At 54.2% G+C, this 19,490-nt stretch carries 16 protein-coding genes; all 16 read right to left on the bottom strand.

The features are described 5' to 3' along the window. Window positions 1-14: 14 nt before the first annotated feature. Entirely contained in the window at window positions 15-404 is a 390-nt protein-coding gene (locus BFV65_RS03950) for a VOC family protein (RefSeq protein ID WP_022647115.1), read from the bottom strand. Window positions 405-470: 66 nt separating this feature from the next. Then, on the bottom strand, window positions 471-2,603 hold the full coding sequence (locus BFV65_RS03945; RefSeq protein WP_058677790.1) for a lysine decarboxylase LdcC: 2,133 nt from the start codon (window positions 2,601-2,603) through the stop codon (window positions 471-473). Between the two features lie 100 nt (window positions 2,604-2,703). Continuing rightward, a complete protein-coding gene (gene accA / locus BFV65_RS03940) occupies window positions 2,704-3,663 on the bottom strand; it encodes an acetyl-CoA carboxylase carboxyl transferase subunit alpha (RefSeq protein WP_003856154.1) in 960 nt (319 codons plus the stop codon). Between the two features lie 12 nt (window positions 3,664-3,675). Then, on the bottom strand, window positions 3,676-7,158 hold the full coding sequence (gene dnaE / locus BFV65_RS03935) for a DNA polymerase III subunit alpha (protein ID WP_069596254.1): 3,483 nt from the start codon (window positions 7,156-7,158) through the stop codon (window positions 3,676-3,678). Between the two features lie 38 nt (window positions 7,159-7,196). Then, window positions 7,197-7,793 carry a ribonuclease HII gene (rnhB, locus tag BFV65_RS03930; protein ID WP_023305468.1) on the bottom strand — a complete coding sequence of 199 codons (597 nt, stop codon included), beginning with the start codon at window positions 7,791-7,793 and terminating at the stop codon, window positions 7,197-7,199. Continuing rightward, window positions 7,790-8,938, bottom strand: a complete 1,149-nt coding sequence (gene lpxB, locus BFV65_RS03925; protein WP_063150266.1) for a lipid-A-disaccharide synthase — start codon at window positions 8,936-8,938, stop codon at window positions 7,790-7,792. Before lpxB ends, rnhB begins: the two co-directional genes overlap by 4 nt. Continuing rightward, on the bottom strand, window positions 8,938-9,726 hold the full coding sequence (gene lpxA, locus BFV65_RS03920; RefSeq protein ID WP_003856164.1) for an acyl-ACP--UDP-N-acetylglucosamine O-acyltransferase: 789 nt from the start codon (window positions 9,724-9,726) through the stop codon (window positions 8,938-8,940). Before lpxA ends, lpxB begins: the two co-directional genes overlap by 1 nt. Before the next feature lie 3 nt (window positions 9,727-9,729). Further along, complete coding sequence (gene fabZ / locus BFV65_RS03915; protein ID WP_003856165.1) at window positions 9,730-10,185, bottom strand: 3-hydroxyacyl-ACP dehydratase FabZ; 456 nt, start codon at window positions 10,183-10,185, stop codon at window positions 9,730-9,732. 104 nt (window positions 10,186-10,289) lie between these two features. Further along, window positions 10,290-11,315, bottom strand: a complete 1,026-nt coding sequence (lpxD, locus tag BFV65_RS03910) for a UDP-3-O-(3-hydroxymyristoyl)glucosamine N-acyltransferase (protein WP_022647110.1) — start codon at window positions 11,313-11,315, stop codon at window positions 10,290-10,292. Window positions 11,316-11,318: 3 nt separating this feature from the next. Then, on the bottom strand, window positions 11,319-11,813 hold the full coding sequence (skp, locus tag BFV65_RS03905; RefSeq protein ID WP_006810039.1) for a molecular chaperone Skp: 495 nt from the start codon (window positions 11,811-11,813) through the stop codon (window positions 11,319-11,321). Window positions 11,814-11,936: 123 nt separating this feature from the next. Beyond that, window positions 11,937-14,354 (bottom strand): outer membrane protein assembly factor BamA, encoded by a 2,418-nt coding sequence (gene bamA / locus BFV65_RS03900; protein WP_022647109.1) that lies wholly within the window; start codon window positions 14,352-14,354, stop codon window positions 11,937-11,939. Window positions 14,355-14,385: 31 nt separating this feature from the next. Beyond that, complete coding sequence (rseP, locus tag BFV65_RS03895; RefSeq protein WP_022647108.1) at window positions 14,386-15,738, bottom strand: sigma E protease regulator RseP; 1,353 nt, start codon at window positions 15,736-15,738, stop codon at window positions 14,386-14,388. Window positions 15,739-15,749: 11 nt separating this feature from the next. Next, the gene (gene cdsA / locus BFV65_RS03890) at window positions 15,750-16,607 is read right to left on the bottom strand and encodes a phosphatidate cytidylyltransferase (protein ID WP_003856175.1); all 858 of its coding nucleotides are present in this window, start codon (window positions 16,605-16,607) and stop codon (window positions 15,750-15,752) included. 12 nt (window positions 16,608-16,619) lie between these two features. Further along, a complete protein-coding gene (gene ispU, locus BFV65_RS03885; RefSeq protein ID WP_003856176.1) occupies window positions 16,620-17,378 on the bottom strand; it encodes a (2E,6E)-farnesyl-diphosphate-specific ditrans,polycis-undecaprenyl-diphosphate synthase in 759 nt (252 codons plus the stop codon). Window positions 17,379-17,563: 185 nt separating this feature from the next. After that, a complete protein-coding gene (gene ispC / locus BFV65_RS03880; protein WP_023299367.1) occupies window positions 17,564-18,763 on the bottom strand; it encodes a 1-deoxy-D-xylulose-5-phosphate reductoisomerase in 1,200 nt (399 codons plus the stop codon). Between the two features lie 92 nt (window positions 18,764-18,855). Continuing rightward, complete coding sequence (frr, locus tag BFV65_RS03875; protein WP_003856180.1) at window positions 18,856-19,413, bottom strand: ribosome recycling factor; 558 nt, start codon at window positions 19,411-19,413, stop codon at window positions 18,856-18,858. Between the last annotated feature and the right edge of the window lie 77 nt (window positions 19,414-19,490).

Here is a 19,490-nt window from a genome sequence, read left to right as displayed (position 1 = left end):
ACACATGACGGCGATTACTGCTGATAAAGCTCCAGCGGCAGCCCGTCCGGATCGTTGAAAAAAGTGAAACGTTTATCGGTGAAGGGATCGATGCGAATTGCTTCACAGGCCACGCCGTGGGCTTCCAGATGCTTTACCGCGCTGTCCAGGTTATCGACGCTGAAGGCCAGGTGGCGCAGGCCGCAGGCTTCCGGGCGCGAAGGACGCGCTGGCGGGAAAGGAAAAGAGAACAGTTCAATCACATATTGTCCGTTTAACGCCAGATCGCCTTTCCAGGAATCGCGCTCCTCGCGGTAGGCCTCGCTCAACAGCGTAAAGCCGAGAATGTCGCAGTAAAAGGCCTTACTTTTCGCGTAATCGGTGGCAATGATCGCAATATGATGAACAGCTTTTAAACCCAGCATAGTTTCTCCTTTTTATGGTGCCCTGAACGTTACAACCGACAACCCGCCCCTGGCAAGCGGCCCCTTTTATTTTAGGACTCTCACCCAGTACACGCCGTTATCATCGCGTTTCGCACCGTGAATATCCGTCTCAAAGCCCGGATAGTGGCGCCCTATCGAACAGAGCATCAGCAGGAAATCGAGCACCGCCCGGCTCTCCTCGGTGATCATCTCGCCCGGCATCAGCAGCGGTACGCCCGGCGGATAAGGCAGGATCATGTTGGCTGATACCCGCCCGACCAGGTTCTCCAGCTCAATGGTTTCAACCTCCCCTTTCACCTGGCGCTGCCACGCCCTGTGCGGCGTCAGCTTCATTTCAGGCAGAACATCAAATGCCTGCAGCATCAGGCGCGGCAGATCGTGCTGGCGGATCAGCCTGTGGATCCCCTGGGCCAGATCCTGAATACGCATATTGCGGTAGAAGTCAGGATCTTCCGCGTAGAGATCCGGCAGCATATTCTTCACCCGCAGGTTAAGATCGTATGCGCGCTTAAACTCCATCAGTCCGCGCAGCAGCCCCATCGCGCGGGTTTTATCGATCCCGATACTGAACAGGAACAGCAAATTATAGGGGCCGGTTTTCTCCACCACCACGCCGCGTTCATCAAGGAACTTCGCCACCAGCGCAGCCGGGATCCCTTCCTCACCCATCACACCCTGCTCATCCATACCCGGCGTCAGGATCGTCACCTTAACCGGATCGAGGAACATGTGGTCTGCATCAGCATCCCGAAAACCGTGCCAGCTCTCCCCCGGCGCGACGGGCCAGCATTCTGCTTCATCAATCTCTTCCGGCTGCCAGATATCAAAGAACCAGCCGTCCGCTTCATCTTTAAGTCGCTGAACCTCTTTTCGGAAATGCAGCGCCCGCTCCACCGAACGATTAATAAGGCGTTTCCCGGGATTACCGCGCAGCATCGCCGCCGCCGTTTCGATGGACGCCACAAGCGGGTAGCTGGGCGACGTGGTCGTGTGCATCATGAAGGCTTCGTTGAAGGTGTCCTCGTCGTACTCACCCTTGATGTGAATGAGAGACGCCTGGGAAAACGCGGCCAGCATTTTGTGCGTCGACTGCGTCTCGAAGAACACCTTGCCCGGCACCCGCTCGCCGCTCATCCCACTTTTACCCGAGTAAATCGGGTGGAAATTGGTGTAAGGCACCCACGCGGAGTCAAAGTGAATCGACGGCACGTCCAGCGTCTGCTTGATCCAGTTCGTGTTGTAAAGCAGCCCGTCATAGGTGGAGTTGGTGATCACCGCATGCACAGGCCAGCTTGCCTCGGGGATCGCCGCGATCTTATTTTCAATGGCTTCATGCGCGAACTCACGGCGAGGAATGCCGCCGAGGATCCCCAGCGCATTACGCGTGGGAGACAGCCAGAGCGGCACGACGTCACTCATCATCAGCAAATGCGCCAGTGATTTATGGCAGTTTCGGTCAATCAGCAACGTGCTACCGGCAGGCGCGGCGTACATGCCGACGATCTTGTTCGATGTCGAGGTTCCGTTGGTCACCATGTAGCTCTGCTCGGCACCAAAGGTCCGGGCGATGTACTCTTCGGCTTCCAGATGCGGGCCGGTATGATCCAGCAGAGAGCCCAGCTCGGTCACTGAAATCGACACGTCCGCCTTCAGCGTGTTACCGCCAAAGAAATCATAGAACAGGCATCCCACCGGGCTTTTTTGATAGGCCGTTCCCGCCATGTGGCCTGGCGTACAGAAGGTGTACTTCCCTTCATTCACATAGGTGAACAGCGCACGCGTAAACGGCGGGGTGATGTTATCAAGGTATTCACCGGTGTACTGCTGAATGCGGGTCGCAATGTCCTCGGCAACGCCGAGTGAGTATTCGAAGAACCACAGCGCCATACGCATATCGTGGGCGCTGACGTCCATGGTCGAGTGAGTGTTGATAAAGGCGTACAGCGGAAGATATTCGTTGAGCTTATTGATCTCGCTGCACAACTCCATGTCGTATTCGTCCCAGTCGAATATCACGCCACAGATGCGCGGATTGTGTTCGATGAATTTCAGCAGGTCGGCGCTGTTTTGCGGCCAGATTAGCTGATATCCGCGTGCTTTAAGGGCCTGCTCAAGCTCCTTGATGGGTTCGTCTTTATAAAAGACGCCGTGTGGCCCCATGATGGCAATGATGTTCATGGTTTACCTCCTTGAAAAACATCAGATAAGCATAGTTAAGGTAAACGGCAGGTATAAAAAAAGCCGCAACAATGTGCGGCTTTTAGGATAATTGTGAGGCTTACGCGTAACCGTAGGTCATCAGACGCTGATAACGACGGTTGAGCAGATCTTCTGTGCTCAGCACGTCCAGATCCGCCAGGTCTGCCAGCAGCTGCGCTTTCAGGGAAGCAGCCATCACTTCCGGCTTACGGTGCGCGCCACCCAGCGGTTCAGGGATAACGGTGTCGATCAGCTTCAGCTCTTTCAGACGTGGGGCAATGATGCCCATCGCTTCCGCAGCCAGCGGCGCTTTATCGGCACTTTTCCACAGAATGGAGGCACAGCCTTCCGGAGAGATAACGGAATAGGTGCTGTACTGCAGCATATTCACTTTATCGCCCACGCCAATTGCCAGCGCACCGCCGGAACCACCTTCACCGATAACGGTACAGATGACCGGCACTTTCAGGCGAGACATCTCACGCAGGTTGCGTGCGATGGCTTCAGACTGACCGCGCTCTTCTGCGCCAACACCCGGGTAAGCACCCGGTGTGTCGATGAAGGTGATGATTGGCATATTGAAACGCTCAGCCATCTCCATCAGACGCAGGGCCTTACGGTAGCCTTCTGGTGCTGGCATACCGAAGTTACGACGGATCTTCTCTTTGGTTTCACGGCCTTTCTGGTGACCAATGATCATCACCGGACGTCCATCAAGACGCGCGATACCGCCGACGATAGCTTTATCGTCAGCGTATGCGCGGTCGCCTGCCAGTTCGTCAAATTCGTCAAACGCCAGGCGGACATAATCCAGGGTGTACGGACGCTGTGGATGACGCGCCAGCTGGGCGATCTGCCATGCGCCGAGATCGGCAAAGATTTTGCGCGTCAGTTCTACGCTTTTTTCACGCAGACGATGCACTTCTTCGTCGATGTTAATATCCAGTTTTTCATCCTGACGGCTTACGGCTGTCAGAGAATCGATTTTCGCTTCCAGCTCTGCAATCGGCTGTTCGAAATCAAGGAAATTCAGACTCATAGTATTCCTGTATTAGTCAAACTCCAGTTCCACCTGCTCCGAACCAATGAGGCCACGGAGATCGTTCAGTAAACGATCGCTCGGAGAGACACGCCACGTTGCACCAAAGCGCAACCGCGCACGTGCATCCGCCCTCTGATAGTAGAGATGTACTGGAATGGTCCCCGAGCGGTGGGGTTCCAGAGACTGACGGAGTCGGTTTAAAAGCTGGTCATCAATTTGCCTGTCCGTCAGCGAGATAGCAAGCCCGCGAGCATATTTTTCCCGGGCTTCGTCAATGTCCATCACTTCGCGGGCGGTCATTTTAAGCCCCCCGCTGAAGTCATCAAAGCTGACCTGTCCGCTGACGATAAGTATGCGGTCTTTTTCCAGCAATTGCTGGTATTTATCCAGCGCGTCGGTGAACAACATCACCTCCAGACGCCCGGAACGGTCATCCAGGGTACAGATGCCGATACGATTGCCGCGCTTGGTGACCATTACCCTTGCAGCAATCACGAGCCCCGCAGCCGTGGTGATTTTACCACGTTCTGTCGGATGCATGTCTTTAAGCCTGTGGCCGCCGACATAGCGCTCAATTTCTTTCAGATACTGGTTGATCGGGTGTCCCGTCAGGTACAGGCCTAACGTCTCACGCTCCCCATCCAGCACCACCTGTTCTGGCCAGGGCTGGCAGTTGGAATAGGACTGCTCGATCTGCTCTGGCTCTTCCGCCAGCACGCCGAACATATCCGCCTGGCCAATGGCTTCCGCTTTAGCATGCTGATCGGCCGCTTTCAGCGCATCGCCGAGCGAGTTCATCAGCGCGGCGCGGTGTGGCCCCAGCCGGTCAAACGCACCGGACATGATCAGTTTTTCCAGCACGCGGCGGTTCAGTTTTTTGGTATCGGTGCGGGCGCACAGGTCGAACAGCTCGCGGAAATAGCCGCCGTTGTTACGCGCTTCGATGATCGCCTCGATCGGCCCCTCACCCACGCCCTTGATCGCGCCGATCCCATAGACGATTTCCCCGTCATCGTTGACGTGGAAATGGTACAGGCCAGAGTTAATATCCGGCGGCAGGATCTTCAGCCCCATGCGCCAGCACTCGTCCACCAGGCCAACCACCTTTTCGGTGTTGTCCATATCGGCGGTCATTACCGCCGCCATAAACTCAGCGGGATAGTGGGCCTTGAGCCACAGCGTTTGATACGACACCAAAGCATAGGCGGCGGAGTGGGATTTGTTAAATCCGTACCCGGCGAATTTCTCCACCAGGTCGAAGATTTTCATCGCCAGTTCGCCATCGACGCCGTTTTTCTTCGCCCCATCTTCAAAGATAGAACGCTGCTTGGCCATCTCTTCCGGCTTTTTCTTACCCATCGCACGACGCAACATATCTGCGCCGCCAAGGGTGTAACCAGAAAGCACCTGGGCGATCTGCATGACCTGTTCCTGATACAGGATGATGCCGTAGGTTGGCTCCAGTACCGGTTTCAGGCTTTCATGCTGCCACTGCACATCCGGATAGGAAATCTCTTCGCGCCCGTGCTTACGGTCGATAAAGTTATCTACCATCCCCGACTGCAACGGGCCCGGACGGAACAGGGCCACCAGCGCGATCATATCTTCGAAGCAGTCTGGTTGCAGACGCTTAATCAAATCTTTCATGCCGCGGGATTCAAGCTGGAAGACGGCTGTCGTCTCGGAGCGTTGCAGCATGTCGAAACTTTTCTTGTCATCAAGCGGGATAGCCGCGATATCCAGCGGCGGCTCGCCGTTCTTCTCACGGCGGGCGTTGATCATCTCCAGCGCCCAGTTGATGATGGTCAGCGTACGCAAACCAAGGAAGTCGAACTTCACCAGCCCGGCGTATTCAACGTCGTTCTTGTCGAACTGGGTGACCGGATGCTGGCCCGCTTCATCGCAGTACAGCGGCGCGAAGTCGGTGATTTTGGTCGGGGCGATAACCACGCCCCCCGCATGCTTACCGGCGTTACGCGTGACGCCCTCCAGCTTGCGCGCCATGTCGATCAGCGCTTTCACCTCTTCGTCGGCTTCGTAGATTTCCGGCAGCTGAGGTTCAGCTTCAAAGGCTTTCGCCAGGGTCATGCCCGGATCGGGCGGCACCAGCTTAGAGATTCGATCGACAAAACCGTAGGGGTGGCCCAGAACGCGGCCCACGTCGCGGATAACCGCTTTCGCCGCCATCGTACCGAAGGTAATGATCTGTGAAACCGCATCACGACCGTACATATCGGCCACGTGCTCAATCACCTGGTCGCGTTTTTCCATGCAGAAGTCGACGTCGAAGTCGGGCATGGAGACACGTTCCGGGTTAAGGAAACGTTCGAACAGCAGGTCGAATTCCAGCGGATCGAGGTCGGTGATTTTCAGCGCATACGCCACCAGCGAGCCGGCACCTGAACCACGGCCCGGGCCAACCGGTACGCCGTTATCCTTCGACCACTGGATGAACTCCATTACGATCAGGAAGTAGCCAGGGAACCCCATCTGGTTGATCACCTGGAGTTCAATATCCAGACGCTCGTCATATTCAGGACGCTTCTCTTTACGGACCGCTTCATCCGGGAAGAGGAATTCCAGACGCTCTTCAAGGCCCTCTTTCGATTTCATGACCAGGAAATCTTCCGTGGTCATGTCGCCCGTCGGGAACTGCGGCAGGAAATATTCGCCGAGACGCACGGTGACGTTGCAGCGCTTGGCAATCTCTACGCTGTTTTCCAGCGCTTCCGGGATGTCGGAGAAGAGCTCACACATTTCCTCTTCGCTGCGCATGTACTGCTGCGATGAGTAGTTGCGAGGACGTTTCGGATCGTCGAGGGTGAAGCCGTCGTGGATAGCGACGCGAATTTCATGCGCGTCAAAATCGCCCGGCTCAAGAAAGCGCACATCGTTGGTGGCCACTACAGGCAGGCCACGCGCTTCCGCCAGGGCGACGGCCGCATGCAGATAGCTCTCTTCATCCGCACGCCCGGTACGGATTAGCTCCAGGTAATAGCGATCCGGGAAATGCTCTTCGTAGAACGAGACGCACTGATCCACCAGCGCGTTGTTCCCGCGCAGCAGACATTTGCCGACATCACCCATACGGCCACCGGAGGTCAGCAGCAGACCTTCGTTCAGCTCCGCCAGCCAGTCGCGGTCAATCCATGGACCCAGCGCGCCGTAGCCGCGCTGGTAGGCTTTTGAGATCAGCAGAGTGAGGTTCTGATAGCCCGTGTTATTCATGGCTAACACGGAAATTTGCGTCATCTCATCGCCGAGCAGGTCGCTCTGCACGTGGAAATCCGCGCCGACGATGGGCTTTAATCCTGCGCCATGCGCCGTTCCGTAGAACTTCACCAGGCCACACAGGTTGGTAAAATCGGTGATCGCCAGCGCAGGCATGCCAAGCGAGGCCGCCTTCTTTACCAGCGGCCCGGTCTTTGCCAGCCCATCGATCATGGAGTAGTCGCTATGCACCCGCAGGTGTACGAAACGTGGTTCAGCCATCTTCAGATCCCGCGTTACTTAATTGCTTGCGTCTTGATTCAGGACACCAGTCCCAGCGCGCGTTTCACCGGGCCAAAGCTGCGCCGATGATGTTCAGTTGCGCCATGTTCAGCCAGCTTTTCCAGATGGAAAGCCGTTGGATATCCCTTGTGCTGGGCGAAACCATACGCGGGATAAGTGAGGTCCAGCGCGGCCATTTCGGCATCGCGCGTCACTTTGGCAATGATTGACGCCGCACTGATTTCTGCGACGCGGCTATCGCCTTTAACAACAGCCATTGAAGGCATCGGCAGCGTCGGGCAACGGTTACCGTCGATCAGCACATACTCAGGCACAATCTTCAGGCCAGCAACGGCACGCTGCATCGCCAGCATGGTGGCGTGCAGAATGTTCAGATCGTCGATCTCATCCGGCTCTGCGCGCCCGAGACTCCAGGCCAGCGCCTTCTCTTTAATTTCATCGAACAGCGCCAGGCGGCGCTTTTCGCTCAGTTTTTTCGAGTCGTTCAGGCCAGGGATCGGGCGGGCTGGATCGAGGATCACCGCCGCGGTCACAACGGCACCCACTAACGGACCACGACCGACTTCATCCACACCGGCAACGAGGTGGGTATGGGGATAAATAAATTCCATCATCGTGCTAACTCCAGCACCGCATCGGCCGCCTGCTCATCAGCATTACAGCGGATCAGTTGATGCAGTTCACGGAAAGTATCATGCATCTGGTGGCTGGTTTTACCGTTGGCCAGCAGCGGCAGTAATGCATCAGCCAGTGCCTGCGGCTGGCATTCATCCTGCAAGAGTTCTTTCACCAGCTCGCGACCTGCAAGCAGGTTTGGCAGGGATACGTAGTCTGTTTTTACCAGACGTTTTGCCAGCCAGAAGGTAAACGGTTTCATGCGATAACCGACCACCATTGGGCATTTTGCCAGCATACACTCCAGCGCAGCCGTGCCGGAAGCCAGCAGTGCGGCATCGCTCGCAAACATGGCTTGCCGTCCTTTCCCGTCCAGCAGGCGGACGTGAAGATCCGGGGCAACCTCGGCTTTGATACGCTCAAACTGCTCGCGGCGTTTGGCATTCACCAGCGGCACGACCACTTCAAGGTCTGGGTACGTCTTGCGGAGAATTTGCGCCGTTTTCAGGAAATCGGCACTTAGCATTTCAACTTCCGCACCCCGGCTCCCTGGCAGCAGCGCCAGACAGTGCACATCATGCGGGATGCCCAGTTCGTCACGCGCCGCATTTTTATCAGGGTCCAGCGGCATGGCATCCGCCATGGTATGACCGATAAAACGGCACGGGACATTAAACCTGTCGTAAAACGCTTTTTCGAAAGGCAGAAAAGCCAGCACCAGATTGGTGGACCGTCCGATTTTGAAAACGCGTTTCTGTCGCCACGCCCACACGGACGGGCTGACGTAATGGATAGTTTTGATCCCCTGCTTTTTCAGGTTCCCTTCAAGGGTAATATTGAAATCAGGTGCATCAATGCCGACAAAGACATCGGGCTTGAGGTCGGTAAAGCGGCGGGTAAGATCGGCGCGAATATGCAGCAGGCGACGCAGGCGGCCCAGCACCTCGACGATGCCCATCACAGCCAGCTCTTCCATTTCATACCAGGCTTCACAGCCTTCGGCCTGCATCAGCGGCCCAGCCACGCCCACAAAGCGGGCATTGGGTACACGGGCTTTAAGCGCGCGGATAAGACCTGCACCTAGAATATCGCCGGAGGTTTCTCCGGCGACCAGGGCGATAGTAAGCGGACGACTGTCGACCATTAACGAATCAGACCACGGGTTGAACGTTCAAAGAATTCCATGAACGTTTTCACTTCAGGGTGCTTATTCGCCAGCTCGGCAATTTCCGGCTTCGCCTCTTCCAGCGTTTTACCGCTACGGTACAGCAATTTGTACGCGTTGCGGATCGCGGTAATCGCTTCGCGGCTAAAGCCACGACGCTTAAGGCCTTCAATGTTCACGCCAAACGGCGTGGCATGGTTGCCCTGCGCAATCACAAACGGTGGGACGTCCTGCGCCACACCGGAGCACCCGCCGACCATCACGTGTGCACCGATGATGCAGAACTGATGGACTGCGGTCATGCCGCCAATAATTGCGAAATCATCGACCGATACGTGCCCCGCCAGCGTTGCGTTGTTGGCGAGAATACAGCGGCTACCCACGGTACAGTCGTGCGCAATATGCGCATTAACCATAAACAGGTTGTCGCTGCCCACCTTCGTCAATCCACCGCCTTGCGTTGTACCACGATGAATGGTGACGCTTTCGCGAATGCGGTTACGATCGCCGATTTCCACGCGGGTCGGTTCGCCAGCATACTTAAGATCCTGGTTAACTTCGCCGATGGAGGCGAACTGATAGATCTCATTGTTGCAGCCAATGGTGGTATGACCATTCACGACAACGTGAGATTTCAGTACTGTACCCTCACCAATTTCGACATGGGGTCCAACAATACAAAACGGGCCAATGTGGACGTTTGCGCCAATGATGGCACCCGTTTCCACAATGGCGGTAGGATGAATAAAGGCGGATTTATCAATCACGTATCAGGCCTCCCGGCTACGCGCACACATCATTGTCGCTTCGCAAACAACTTTGCCGTCAACCATAGCTACGCCTTTGAAGCGAGTCAGGCCGCGACGCGTTTTTTCAAAAGTGACTTCCATGATCATTTGATCACCAGGCACGACCGGACGCTTGAAGCGCGCCTCATCGATACCCGCGAAGTAATAGAGTTCACCCGGCTCCAGTTTACCTACGCTTTTAAACGCCAGAATACCGGTAGCCTGTGCCATCGCTTCCAGGATCAACACACCCGGGAAGATAGGTTTACCAGGGAAGTGCCCCTGGAAGAATGGCTCGTTAACGGAGACATTTTTCACTGCGCGCAGAAAACGACCTTCTTCAAAATCCAGCACACGGTCTACCAGTAAAAACGGGTAGCGGTGCGGCAGAAGTTCTAAAATCTCTTCAATATGCAGAGTATGAGTGTCAGTAGTCAAAATACTCTTCCTGTCAAATGTACTAAGTAGCAATAATAACACGGCCTGCCGGTTTATAAACAAAGCCGACAGGCCGGGAAATTTAGCGTTAAACGGATGAACGCTTAGTCTTGTTGATCGATTTTGCGCTCAATCGCTTTGAGTCGCTTGCTCATATCATCAATATTCATCACCAGTGCAGCTGTTTTACGCCATACCTTGTTCGGTTGCAGCGGGATACCGGAGGAATAAACGCCGGGCTCAGTGATGGGACGCATCACCATACCCATCCCCGTCACCGTGACTTTGTCGCATATTTCCATATGGCCATTGATCACGCTGGCACCGCCTATCATGCAGTAACGGCCTATTTTCAGGCTGCCTGCCATGATAACACCACCCGCAACTGCGGTATTGTCGCCAATCACAACGTTATGTGCAATCTGGCACTGGTTGTCTATGATAACACCGTTACCAATAATGGTGTCGTCAAGTGCACCACGGTCAATGGTTGTGCAAGCGCCGATCTCAACGCGATCGCCGATAATCACGCGACCCAGCTGCGGGATCTTAACCCAGTTACCCCGATCGTTGGCGTAACCGAATCCGTCAGAACCAATCACCGTGCTGGACTGTACGAGGCAATTCTCGCCAATCTCAACCTCATGGTAGACAGAAACATTGGCCCAAAGACGAGTCCCTGCGCCAATTTTCGTATTTTTTCCAACAAAGCAGCCTGGCCCAATCACCACGTTATCACCCAGCACAACGCCGGATTCGATAACGGCGTTTGCGCCGACTGCCACGTTGTTACCCAGCTGAGCCGTTGGATCAATCGCAGCGCTGGCTGCAATGTTCTGCGCCGGCTGCGGCGTGGTATCAAGAATTTGGGCCATACGTGCATAGGTCAGGTAGGGATTTTTCACTACCAGTGCAGCGTTAGTGGCAAACGGAAGATCGTCCTGCGTCAGAACAACGGCAGACGCCTGGCACTGAGCCAGGTGTTCACGGTACTTAGGGCTTACCATGAAGGTAATAGTGCCTGCTTTAGCAGATTGCATGGACGCAACAGCGGTGATGACGATATCGCCATCACCGTGTAATTCTGCATCCAACTGCTGAGCTAAATCAGCCAGTCGAATTGAAGGCATTACTTATTTAACCTGTTTCAGAACATCAGCGGTGATGTCTTTAACATCGCTGCTGTTGAATGCAACGGCGTTCGCATCAACAACCAGATCGATGCTCTGATCGGCTGCTACTGCTTTAACGGCAGACTGAATACGCGTCACCAGCTTGCCACGCTCTTCGTTAGAACGACGCTGACGATCCTGCTCGAAAGCCTGCGCTTTCTGAGAGAAGGTCTGGCGCTGAGACATGACGTCTTTTTCCAGTTTGCTGCGCTCGCTCGCTTTCATGGTAGAACCATCACGCTGTAAACGCTGCATCTTGGACTGAAGATCACCTTCCATACGTTGCAGTTCGCTCGCACGGCCTTTGAATTCGTTTTCCAGCGTTGCAGAAACGCCCGTTTTCTGTGCAACCTGCTGGAACAAATTACCCATGTTGACGATTGCAATTTTGTCCGCTGCCTGAGCAGAAGTTGCCATCGCTAAACCGAGACCTGCAGCTAATAACCACTTTTTCACAATTAACTCCTTACCATCCCATTGGCACCCGAGGGGTGCCGTTCTTTGCGTGGCAAGGCGACCGTTTTACCGATCGCCGGTTGTCAGCGCTACACTGCCAACGCATTCCATTGCAGCGGATTATTACCAGGTTTTACCAATGTTAAACTGGAACTGCTCCGCTTTGTCTCCATCGTATTTCTTGAACGGCTGGGCGTAGGAGAAGACCAACGGCCCCAGCGGTGACATCCATTGTAATGCGATACCTGCGGACATGCGAATGTTGCCCGGATCGCTGTAGTCCGGAACGCCCGCTGCACGCATCTGGGCGGTATTCTCCCAGTTGGTATCCCACACCGTACCTGCATCCATAAAGAAGGAGGTACGGACAGAGTTCGCGTACTTATCACTGATAAACGGCGTCGGCGTGATGAACTCGAGGCTCGCCACGGCCATGGCGTTACCGCCTACCGCATCATCAGAGCTACAGACTTGTTTTGAATCGCGGCTTGCGCAGTTATCTTCGTCATTACCGCCGTAGTAAACCGCTTTCGGACCAATGTTATTGGACTGGAAGCCACGAACGGTGCTTGAACCACCGGCGTAGAAGTTCTCATAGAACGGCAGCTCTTTGCTTCCGATACCGTCACCATAGCCCCAGCGGGTACGACCCAGTACGACCCACTTGTGGTCGTCATCAATTGGGAAGTAGGACGCCGTATCCAGCGTGACCTTGTAGAACTCGTTATCCGAGCCAGGGATCGTCACCTTACCGTTCAGGTTAACGCGTGAACCTTCCGTCGGGAAGTAGCCACGGTCAAGACGGTTGTAGGTCCAACCGTAGTTGAAGGTGAAGTCATCCGCGGCGAAACCGTTGTCATCGCTGGACGTACTTGCAGACTGACCGATGGAGTCCAGGTAACGCCACATCGCCACCTGCGGTTGCATGTTAGACAGGTCGTTATGCACGTACCCTAAACCTGCACGCAGGGTGTTGTATTCGTTAACCGGGAAGCCGAGCGTACCATCCAGACCGTAACTCTTGTTGGTATACGAGGAGAGGTCCGCGTCGTCCGCTTTAAAGTCGTTATAGAAGATACGACCACCCAGGCTTACACCGTCCACGGTGAAGTATGGGTTGGTAACGGAGAACTCAGAGTAGGTCTGGTAGTCGTTTTTCGTCCCGTTGATACCGACAGAGTAACCCGTACCCAGCCAGTTATCCTGCTGAACGCCGACCTGGAAGCTCACGCCACTTTCAGTACCGTAACCAATACCGAAGTTGAAACTACCGGTATTACGTTCTTTAACTTTATAAACAACATCCACCTGATCCGGACGACCTGGTACACGCTGAGTATCGGTATCGACCGTTTCGAAGTAGCCCAGACGGTTCAGACGCTCTTTACCCTGGTCGACCAGATCGCTTCCCAGCCATGCCCCTTCCATCTGGCGCATTTCACGGCGCAGAACGGAGTCTTTAGAGGTATCGTTACCTTCGAAGCGGATTTTACGCACGTAGAAACGGTTGCCCGCATCAACGTTAACGTGAAGCTTAACAGTCTTATCCGCGTCGTTAATTTCCGGCTGCGTTTGCACACGCGGATACGCATAACCATAGCGGCCGAGCAGCTTCTTAATGCTGTCTTCCATTTTGGTGACTTTAGATCCGCTATACAGATCGCCCGGCTGGATTTTGGTCAGAGATTCAATTTCAGCAGAATGTCCTGCCAGGTTGCCGCTGACTTCAACACCTGAAAGCGTGTATTTATCGCCTTCTGTGATGTTAACGGTAATGTAGATACCTTTCTTGTCCGGAGTCAGACTCACCTGAGTTGAATCGATGTTGAAACGGGCGTAACCGCGATCCAGATAGTAGCTGCGCAGGGTTTCAAGGTCACCCGCCAGTTTCTGTTTCTGGTATTTACGATCGCCTACCACGTTCCACCACGGCACTTCGTCACGCAGCTGGAAGTTGGAGATCAATTCGTCGGTGCTGAACGCGTGGTTACCCACGATGTTGATCTGCTGGATCTTCGCAGAAACACCTTCCTGGAAGACCAGTTTCAGGTCAACACGGTTACGTGGCAGCGGTGTAACAACCGCTTTAACGCTCGCGCTGTATTTACCGACGCTGTAATAGAAATCTTCCAGACCTTTTTCAATGTCTGCAAGGGTTGTGCGGTCCAGAGATTCCCCCACACGAACACCCGATGCCTCAAGGTTCTGCTTGAGCATGTCATCTTTCACCGACTTGTTGCCGGAGAAAGTGATGCTGGCAATCGTTGGACGTTCTTTTACCTGAACCACCAGCGTATCACCATCGCGCAGGACGCGGACGTCCTCAAAGTTGCCAGTGGCAAACAGAGCACGGATGGTGTTACTGATATCTTCATCATTAACCGTATCGCCGGGGCGCACAGGCATACTGAGGAGGGCCGCACCAACGGCGACACGCTGAAGGCCTTCGAAATGAATATCTTTCACTACGAACCCGTCAGCACCGTATACGGTCGCGCTGCTAAACAGCAGCGACGCTATGAGCAACTTTTTCATCGCCATCGTTATTATGCGTTCTTCCTAACTAACTCTCTTACAACCGAGAGAAATCATTGAAAAGTGCAAGCCCCATTAACAGCACCAGCAAAATCGAGCCAATGCGATAACTAAAGTCTTGAACTCGCTCGGATACCGGTCCGCCTTTTAGCTTTTCAATCGCTAAAAACAGCAGATGGCCCCCATCTAATACGGGAAGCGGGAACAGGTTGATTATCCCCAGGTTCACGCTAATCAGCGCAAGGAACATGAGATAGTAAATCACCCCGAACTCCGCTGACATCCCAGCCCCCTGAGCAATCGAAATTGGCCCACTGAGGTTGTTCAGTTTCACATCACCGGTTATCAATTTCCCCAACATGTTGACCGTAAGCTTCATCAGCTGCCATGTTTTATCCGTGGCCTCAACGATGGCGCTAAACGGCCCATACTGGCGTATTGTCTTGTACTCATCTGGCAGTGGGATCACTTTCGGCACAACGCCGGCAAACCCTTCCGCCTTACCGCCGCCCGATTTAGTATCCGGGGTGAGGGTCAGTGAGAGCGAACTCCCCTGCCTTTCCACTTCCAGCGCGAGCGGCTTGCCTGGATTATCGCGCACCAGAGTAACAAAGGTCATCCATTGTGTTAATGGCTGACCATCGACTTTAACGATCCTGTCACCCGCTTGTAAACCTGCTTTACTCGCTGCCGAATTAGACTGTACTTCGGCTAACACCGGCTCGATCTGCGCGCTGCGCGGGCGAATCCCCAATGTAGCGACTGGATCCTCTTTGTCTGGCTCAAAGCGCCAGTGGCGTAAATCCAGCACTTTTTCCTGCCGCTGGTCGGAACCGAAAGGCGATACGCTGACGGTTGTCTGCTCATCACCGATTTTCGCAACCAGTTGTAACCTCACGGCATCCCAATCAGGGGTTTCGATACCATCAATCGCTTTAAGTTCCATTCCCGGTGTAATTTGCGCCGTTGCCGCAATGGAACCCGTGGTGATTTCACCCACAACCGGGCGTACGCCAGGCACGCCGATAATAAACACCAGCCAGTAGGCGAAGATAGCGAAGATGAAATTGGCTACCGGTCCGGCAGCGATGATGGCAGCACGTTGGCCAACAGTTTTATTGTTGAACGCGCTATGTCGAAGTTCCGGGGCGACAGGCTCAACGCGTTCGTCGAGCATTTTGACATAGCCGCCCAGGGGGATCAGAGCAATGACAAACTCGGTGCCATGCTTATCGGTGCGCTTCCAGAGCGATTTGCCAAAGCCAATCGAGAATCGCTCTACCCGCACACCACAGCGCCGGGCAACCCAGAAATGGCCAAATTCATGCACGGTAATCAGTACACCCAATGCAACAATGAACGCCGCCAGATTCCAGAGAATGCTCAGCATAAAACCTTCCGTTATATCGTCCCAAACACCAGTAAAAGCAGGCAAGCAAATACGGGAACAGCCGCGGTAAGGCTGTCAATGCGATCCAGTATTCCGCCATGTCCTGGAATCAGGTGACCACTGTCCTTAATCCCTGCTTCACGCTTAAACATGCTCTCGGTTAAATCACCCAGTACCGATGCCAGCGCCGCGAAAATCGAACATACCAGCAGCGTGGAGGGGGCAACCTCAAGATTCGCCCAGACGCCATAGCCCCAGGAGATAATCGCTGCCGTAAACAGGCCGCCGATGAAGCCTTGCCAGGTTTTGCCCGGAGAAACCTTTGGCGCCAGTTTATGTTTGCCAAACAGTTTACCAAACATATAGGCTCCGGAGTCAGCCCCCCAGACGAGAATCATCACATAAAGCAGCCATATTGCGCCGCTGTAGTGGTTTTCGTCATAGTGCCAGGCGCGCAGCGCAACCATACCCCAGAAGAACGGAACAATCGTGAGCAGACCAAAAATAAGGCGCAACACTTTAGAGTTACGCCAGATCGCCGCAGAGCCCGGGTAGAAAAGCACTAAAACAAGCGCAGCAATCCACCAGGCCAGCGATATCCATAAGGATCCGGCAACCAGCGGCTGGTGAACATCGTGATGATATTCAGGCAAGGTATACAGCATCAGGGCCAGTAAAAAACCACAGAGTACCGCCAGCCATACCCGCTGAGTGCGCGAGGTAAAGCCGCTAAGCTGCCCCCATTCCCACGCGGCGAGCATACACACCACCAACGTAACAATAGCGAATCCCACCGGAGGCAGTAAAAACAGCGCTGCGATAACGACGGGTATTAATACAAAAGCGGAAATCAGGCGATACTTCAGCAAAAGCTACCCCCATCAGGCGTTATCGCCACCAGGCTCGGTGCCGCCGAAACGACGCTCTCGATTGGCAAAGGCATGCAGCGCACCTTCAAAGTCTTGTTCATCAAAATCTGGCCAAAGAACATCCGTAAAGTAAAGTTCAGCGTAGGCAATTTGCCACAGCAAAAAGTTACTTATGCGATGCTCCCCCCCTGTCCTTATAACCAAATCCACGGGAGCCAGTTCATTCATGCAGATTTGCTGACTCAGCGCCTCTTCATCAATCTGGTCGGGTCTTAACAGCCCTTCCTGAACCTGCTCAGCCAAATGCCGAACCCCCTGGATAATATCCCAGCGTCCGCCGTAATTCGCCGCGATATTGAGCGTCAGGCCGGTATTATTTTCCGTCAGCGCTTCAGCTTTGCGAATCCGTTCCTGCAAACGTGAGTTAAAACGACTGGTTTCGCCAATAATACGCAAGCGGACGTTGTGGCGGTGCAGGCTTTTTACTTCACTATCGAGCGCCCACACGAACAGTTCCATCAACGCAGTCACTTCTTGCGCAGGTCGATTCCAGTTTTCACTGCTAAAAGCATAGAGCGTTAACGCATCAATGCCGTTATTGGCGGCAAAAGAAACGGCGCGGCGAACAGATTTCGCCCCGGCTTTATGCCCAAAGGCTCGTATCTTCCCTTGTCTTTTCGCCCAGCGGCCATTGCCATCCATGATGATTGCAACATGGCGACAGCCATGTGCTGGCAAGTTTTCGCTTATTGGTTGATTCGCAGACAACATAACGCGTTTTTAGTCCCTGAAAGGATTTAACGGTACACAGGAATACTGAAGCCTATACATAAAAAAGCCGTGTCATACCACGGCTTACCTGACCACTTAAAACCAAATACCTGCGATCAGGTGGCGCAGACTATATCACTGAAGCCCAACGCTAACAAATAGCACGACGACTAGTGCTTGCTTTATCACCAGCTTGCGAGACGTGTCACCTGTTTACGCGCAACAATACGTGCCTGTTCATCCACGGCCAGCACCTCTTCCACACTCTGCGGCTCACGCAAATCCATCATCTCCAGCACGGATAAATTCAACGCGGCGATATCAGTAAAGCGGATCTGCTGATTCAGGAATGCTTCAACGGTCACTTCATTGGCTGCATTAAGCGCCGTTGTCGCCGCCTGCCCCTGATCGAAGGCCGTCATCGCCAGTTTCAGGCAGGGATAACGGTCGTAATCAGGCTCGCTAAACGTCAGTGAACTCAGCTTGCAAAAATCGAGAGGCTTAACGCCCGATTTTACGCGGTTTGGCCACGCCATCGTATGAGCAATAGGCGTACGCATATCCGGCTCGCCCAACTGGGCCAGCACGCTGCCGTCCTGATAGCGCACCATAGAGTGAATCACCGACTGCGGGTGGATCAGCACTTCCATCTGTTTCGCCGACGCATTGAACAGCCAGCGAGCTTCAATGTATTCCAGACCTTTATTCATCATGGTGGCCGAATCGACGGAGATCTTACGCCCCATTGACCAATTCGGATGACGACACGCCTGATCCGGCGTCATTGCGCTCAATTCAGACAGTGGCGTTTCACGGAACGGGCCACCAGACCCGGTAAGCAGAATCGACACAACGCCATTCTGCTCCAGGTCAGCGTACCCCAGGTTTTGTTGAAAAGGTTGGGGTAAACTCTGAAAAATCGCGTTGTGCTCACTATCGACCGGCAAAAGACGCGCCCCACGCTGTTTTACCGCCTCCATAAAAAGGCGTCCGCAGGTGACCAGCGACTCTTTATTTGCAAGCAGAACATCTTTTCCCGCATCAATAGCGGCAAGCGTCGGCAGAAGACCCGCCGCCCCGACGATTGCCGCCATTACCTGATCAACTTCATCAAGCGAGGCCATATCGCAAGCCGCCTGTTGCCCGCTGAGCACTTCGGTACGACAGCCCTTCTCCTGCAACAGCGCTTTCACCTGGCGGGCGCTCTCTTCATCATCCATCACCGCAAAACGAGGGGTAAACTCCATGCACTGTTCGACCATTCGCTGCACGTTTTTTCCGGCCACAAGTGCGGTCACGGTGTAGCTGTCGGGATTATGACGTACGACGTCGAGAGTGCTGCAACCGATAGAGCCGGTCGAGCCGAGGAGAGTGAGATGCTTCATGAGATGCCCAAAAGTTAGACCAGATAAAAGCAAAACGCCGCCAGCAAGACTCAATGTCCTTCTGAACGGCGTTTATCAGTGTATAGCGAAAATCAGAACTGCATCAGTTCCGCTTCTTTTTCTGCCAGCGCCGCATCAATTTTCTTGATCGCCGCGTCGGTCATTTTCTGAATGTCGTCCTGAGAACGACGATCGTCATCTTCGCTGATCTCTTTTTCTTTCAGCAGGGCTTTCACTTTATCGTTCGCATCGCGACGCACGTTACGCACGGAAACGCGACCCTGCTCTGCTTCACCACGTACGACTTTGATCAGATCTTTACGACGCTCTTCCGTCAGCGGAGGCAGTGGAACGCGAATATCCGCGCCCGCTGAGCTTGGGTTCAGGCCCAGGTCAGATGCCATGATCGCTTTTTCAACGGCCGGGCTCATTGAGCGATCGAACACGTTGATTTTCAGGGTACGGGTATCTTCTACCGTCACGCTCGCCAGTTGACGCAGTGGCGTAGGCGTACCGTAGTATTCTACGATGATGCCATCCAGCAGGCTTGGGGAAGCACGGCCAGTACGGATTTTGCTGATTTGGTTTTTGAACGCTTCTACGCATTTGTCCATGCGTACTTCAGCATCTTTTCTGATGTCGTTAATCACGATACGAATCCTTGAAAACTTGTCTCAGGCAGACTATCCGCCAGCACAGCGCTACAGGTGTGCTAAGTATAGTCGCG

This window comes from Enterobacter hormaechei subsp. hoffmannii, assembly GCF_001729745.1.
GTDB lineage: Bacteria > Pseudomonadota > Gammaproteobacteria > Enterobacterales > Enterobacteriaceae > Enterobacter > Enterobacter intestinihominis.
The sequence above is the reverse complement of the archived record's forward strand: the minus strand, read 5'-3'. Positions and strand labels throughout refer to the sequence as shown.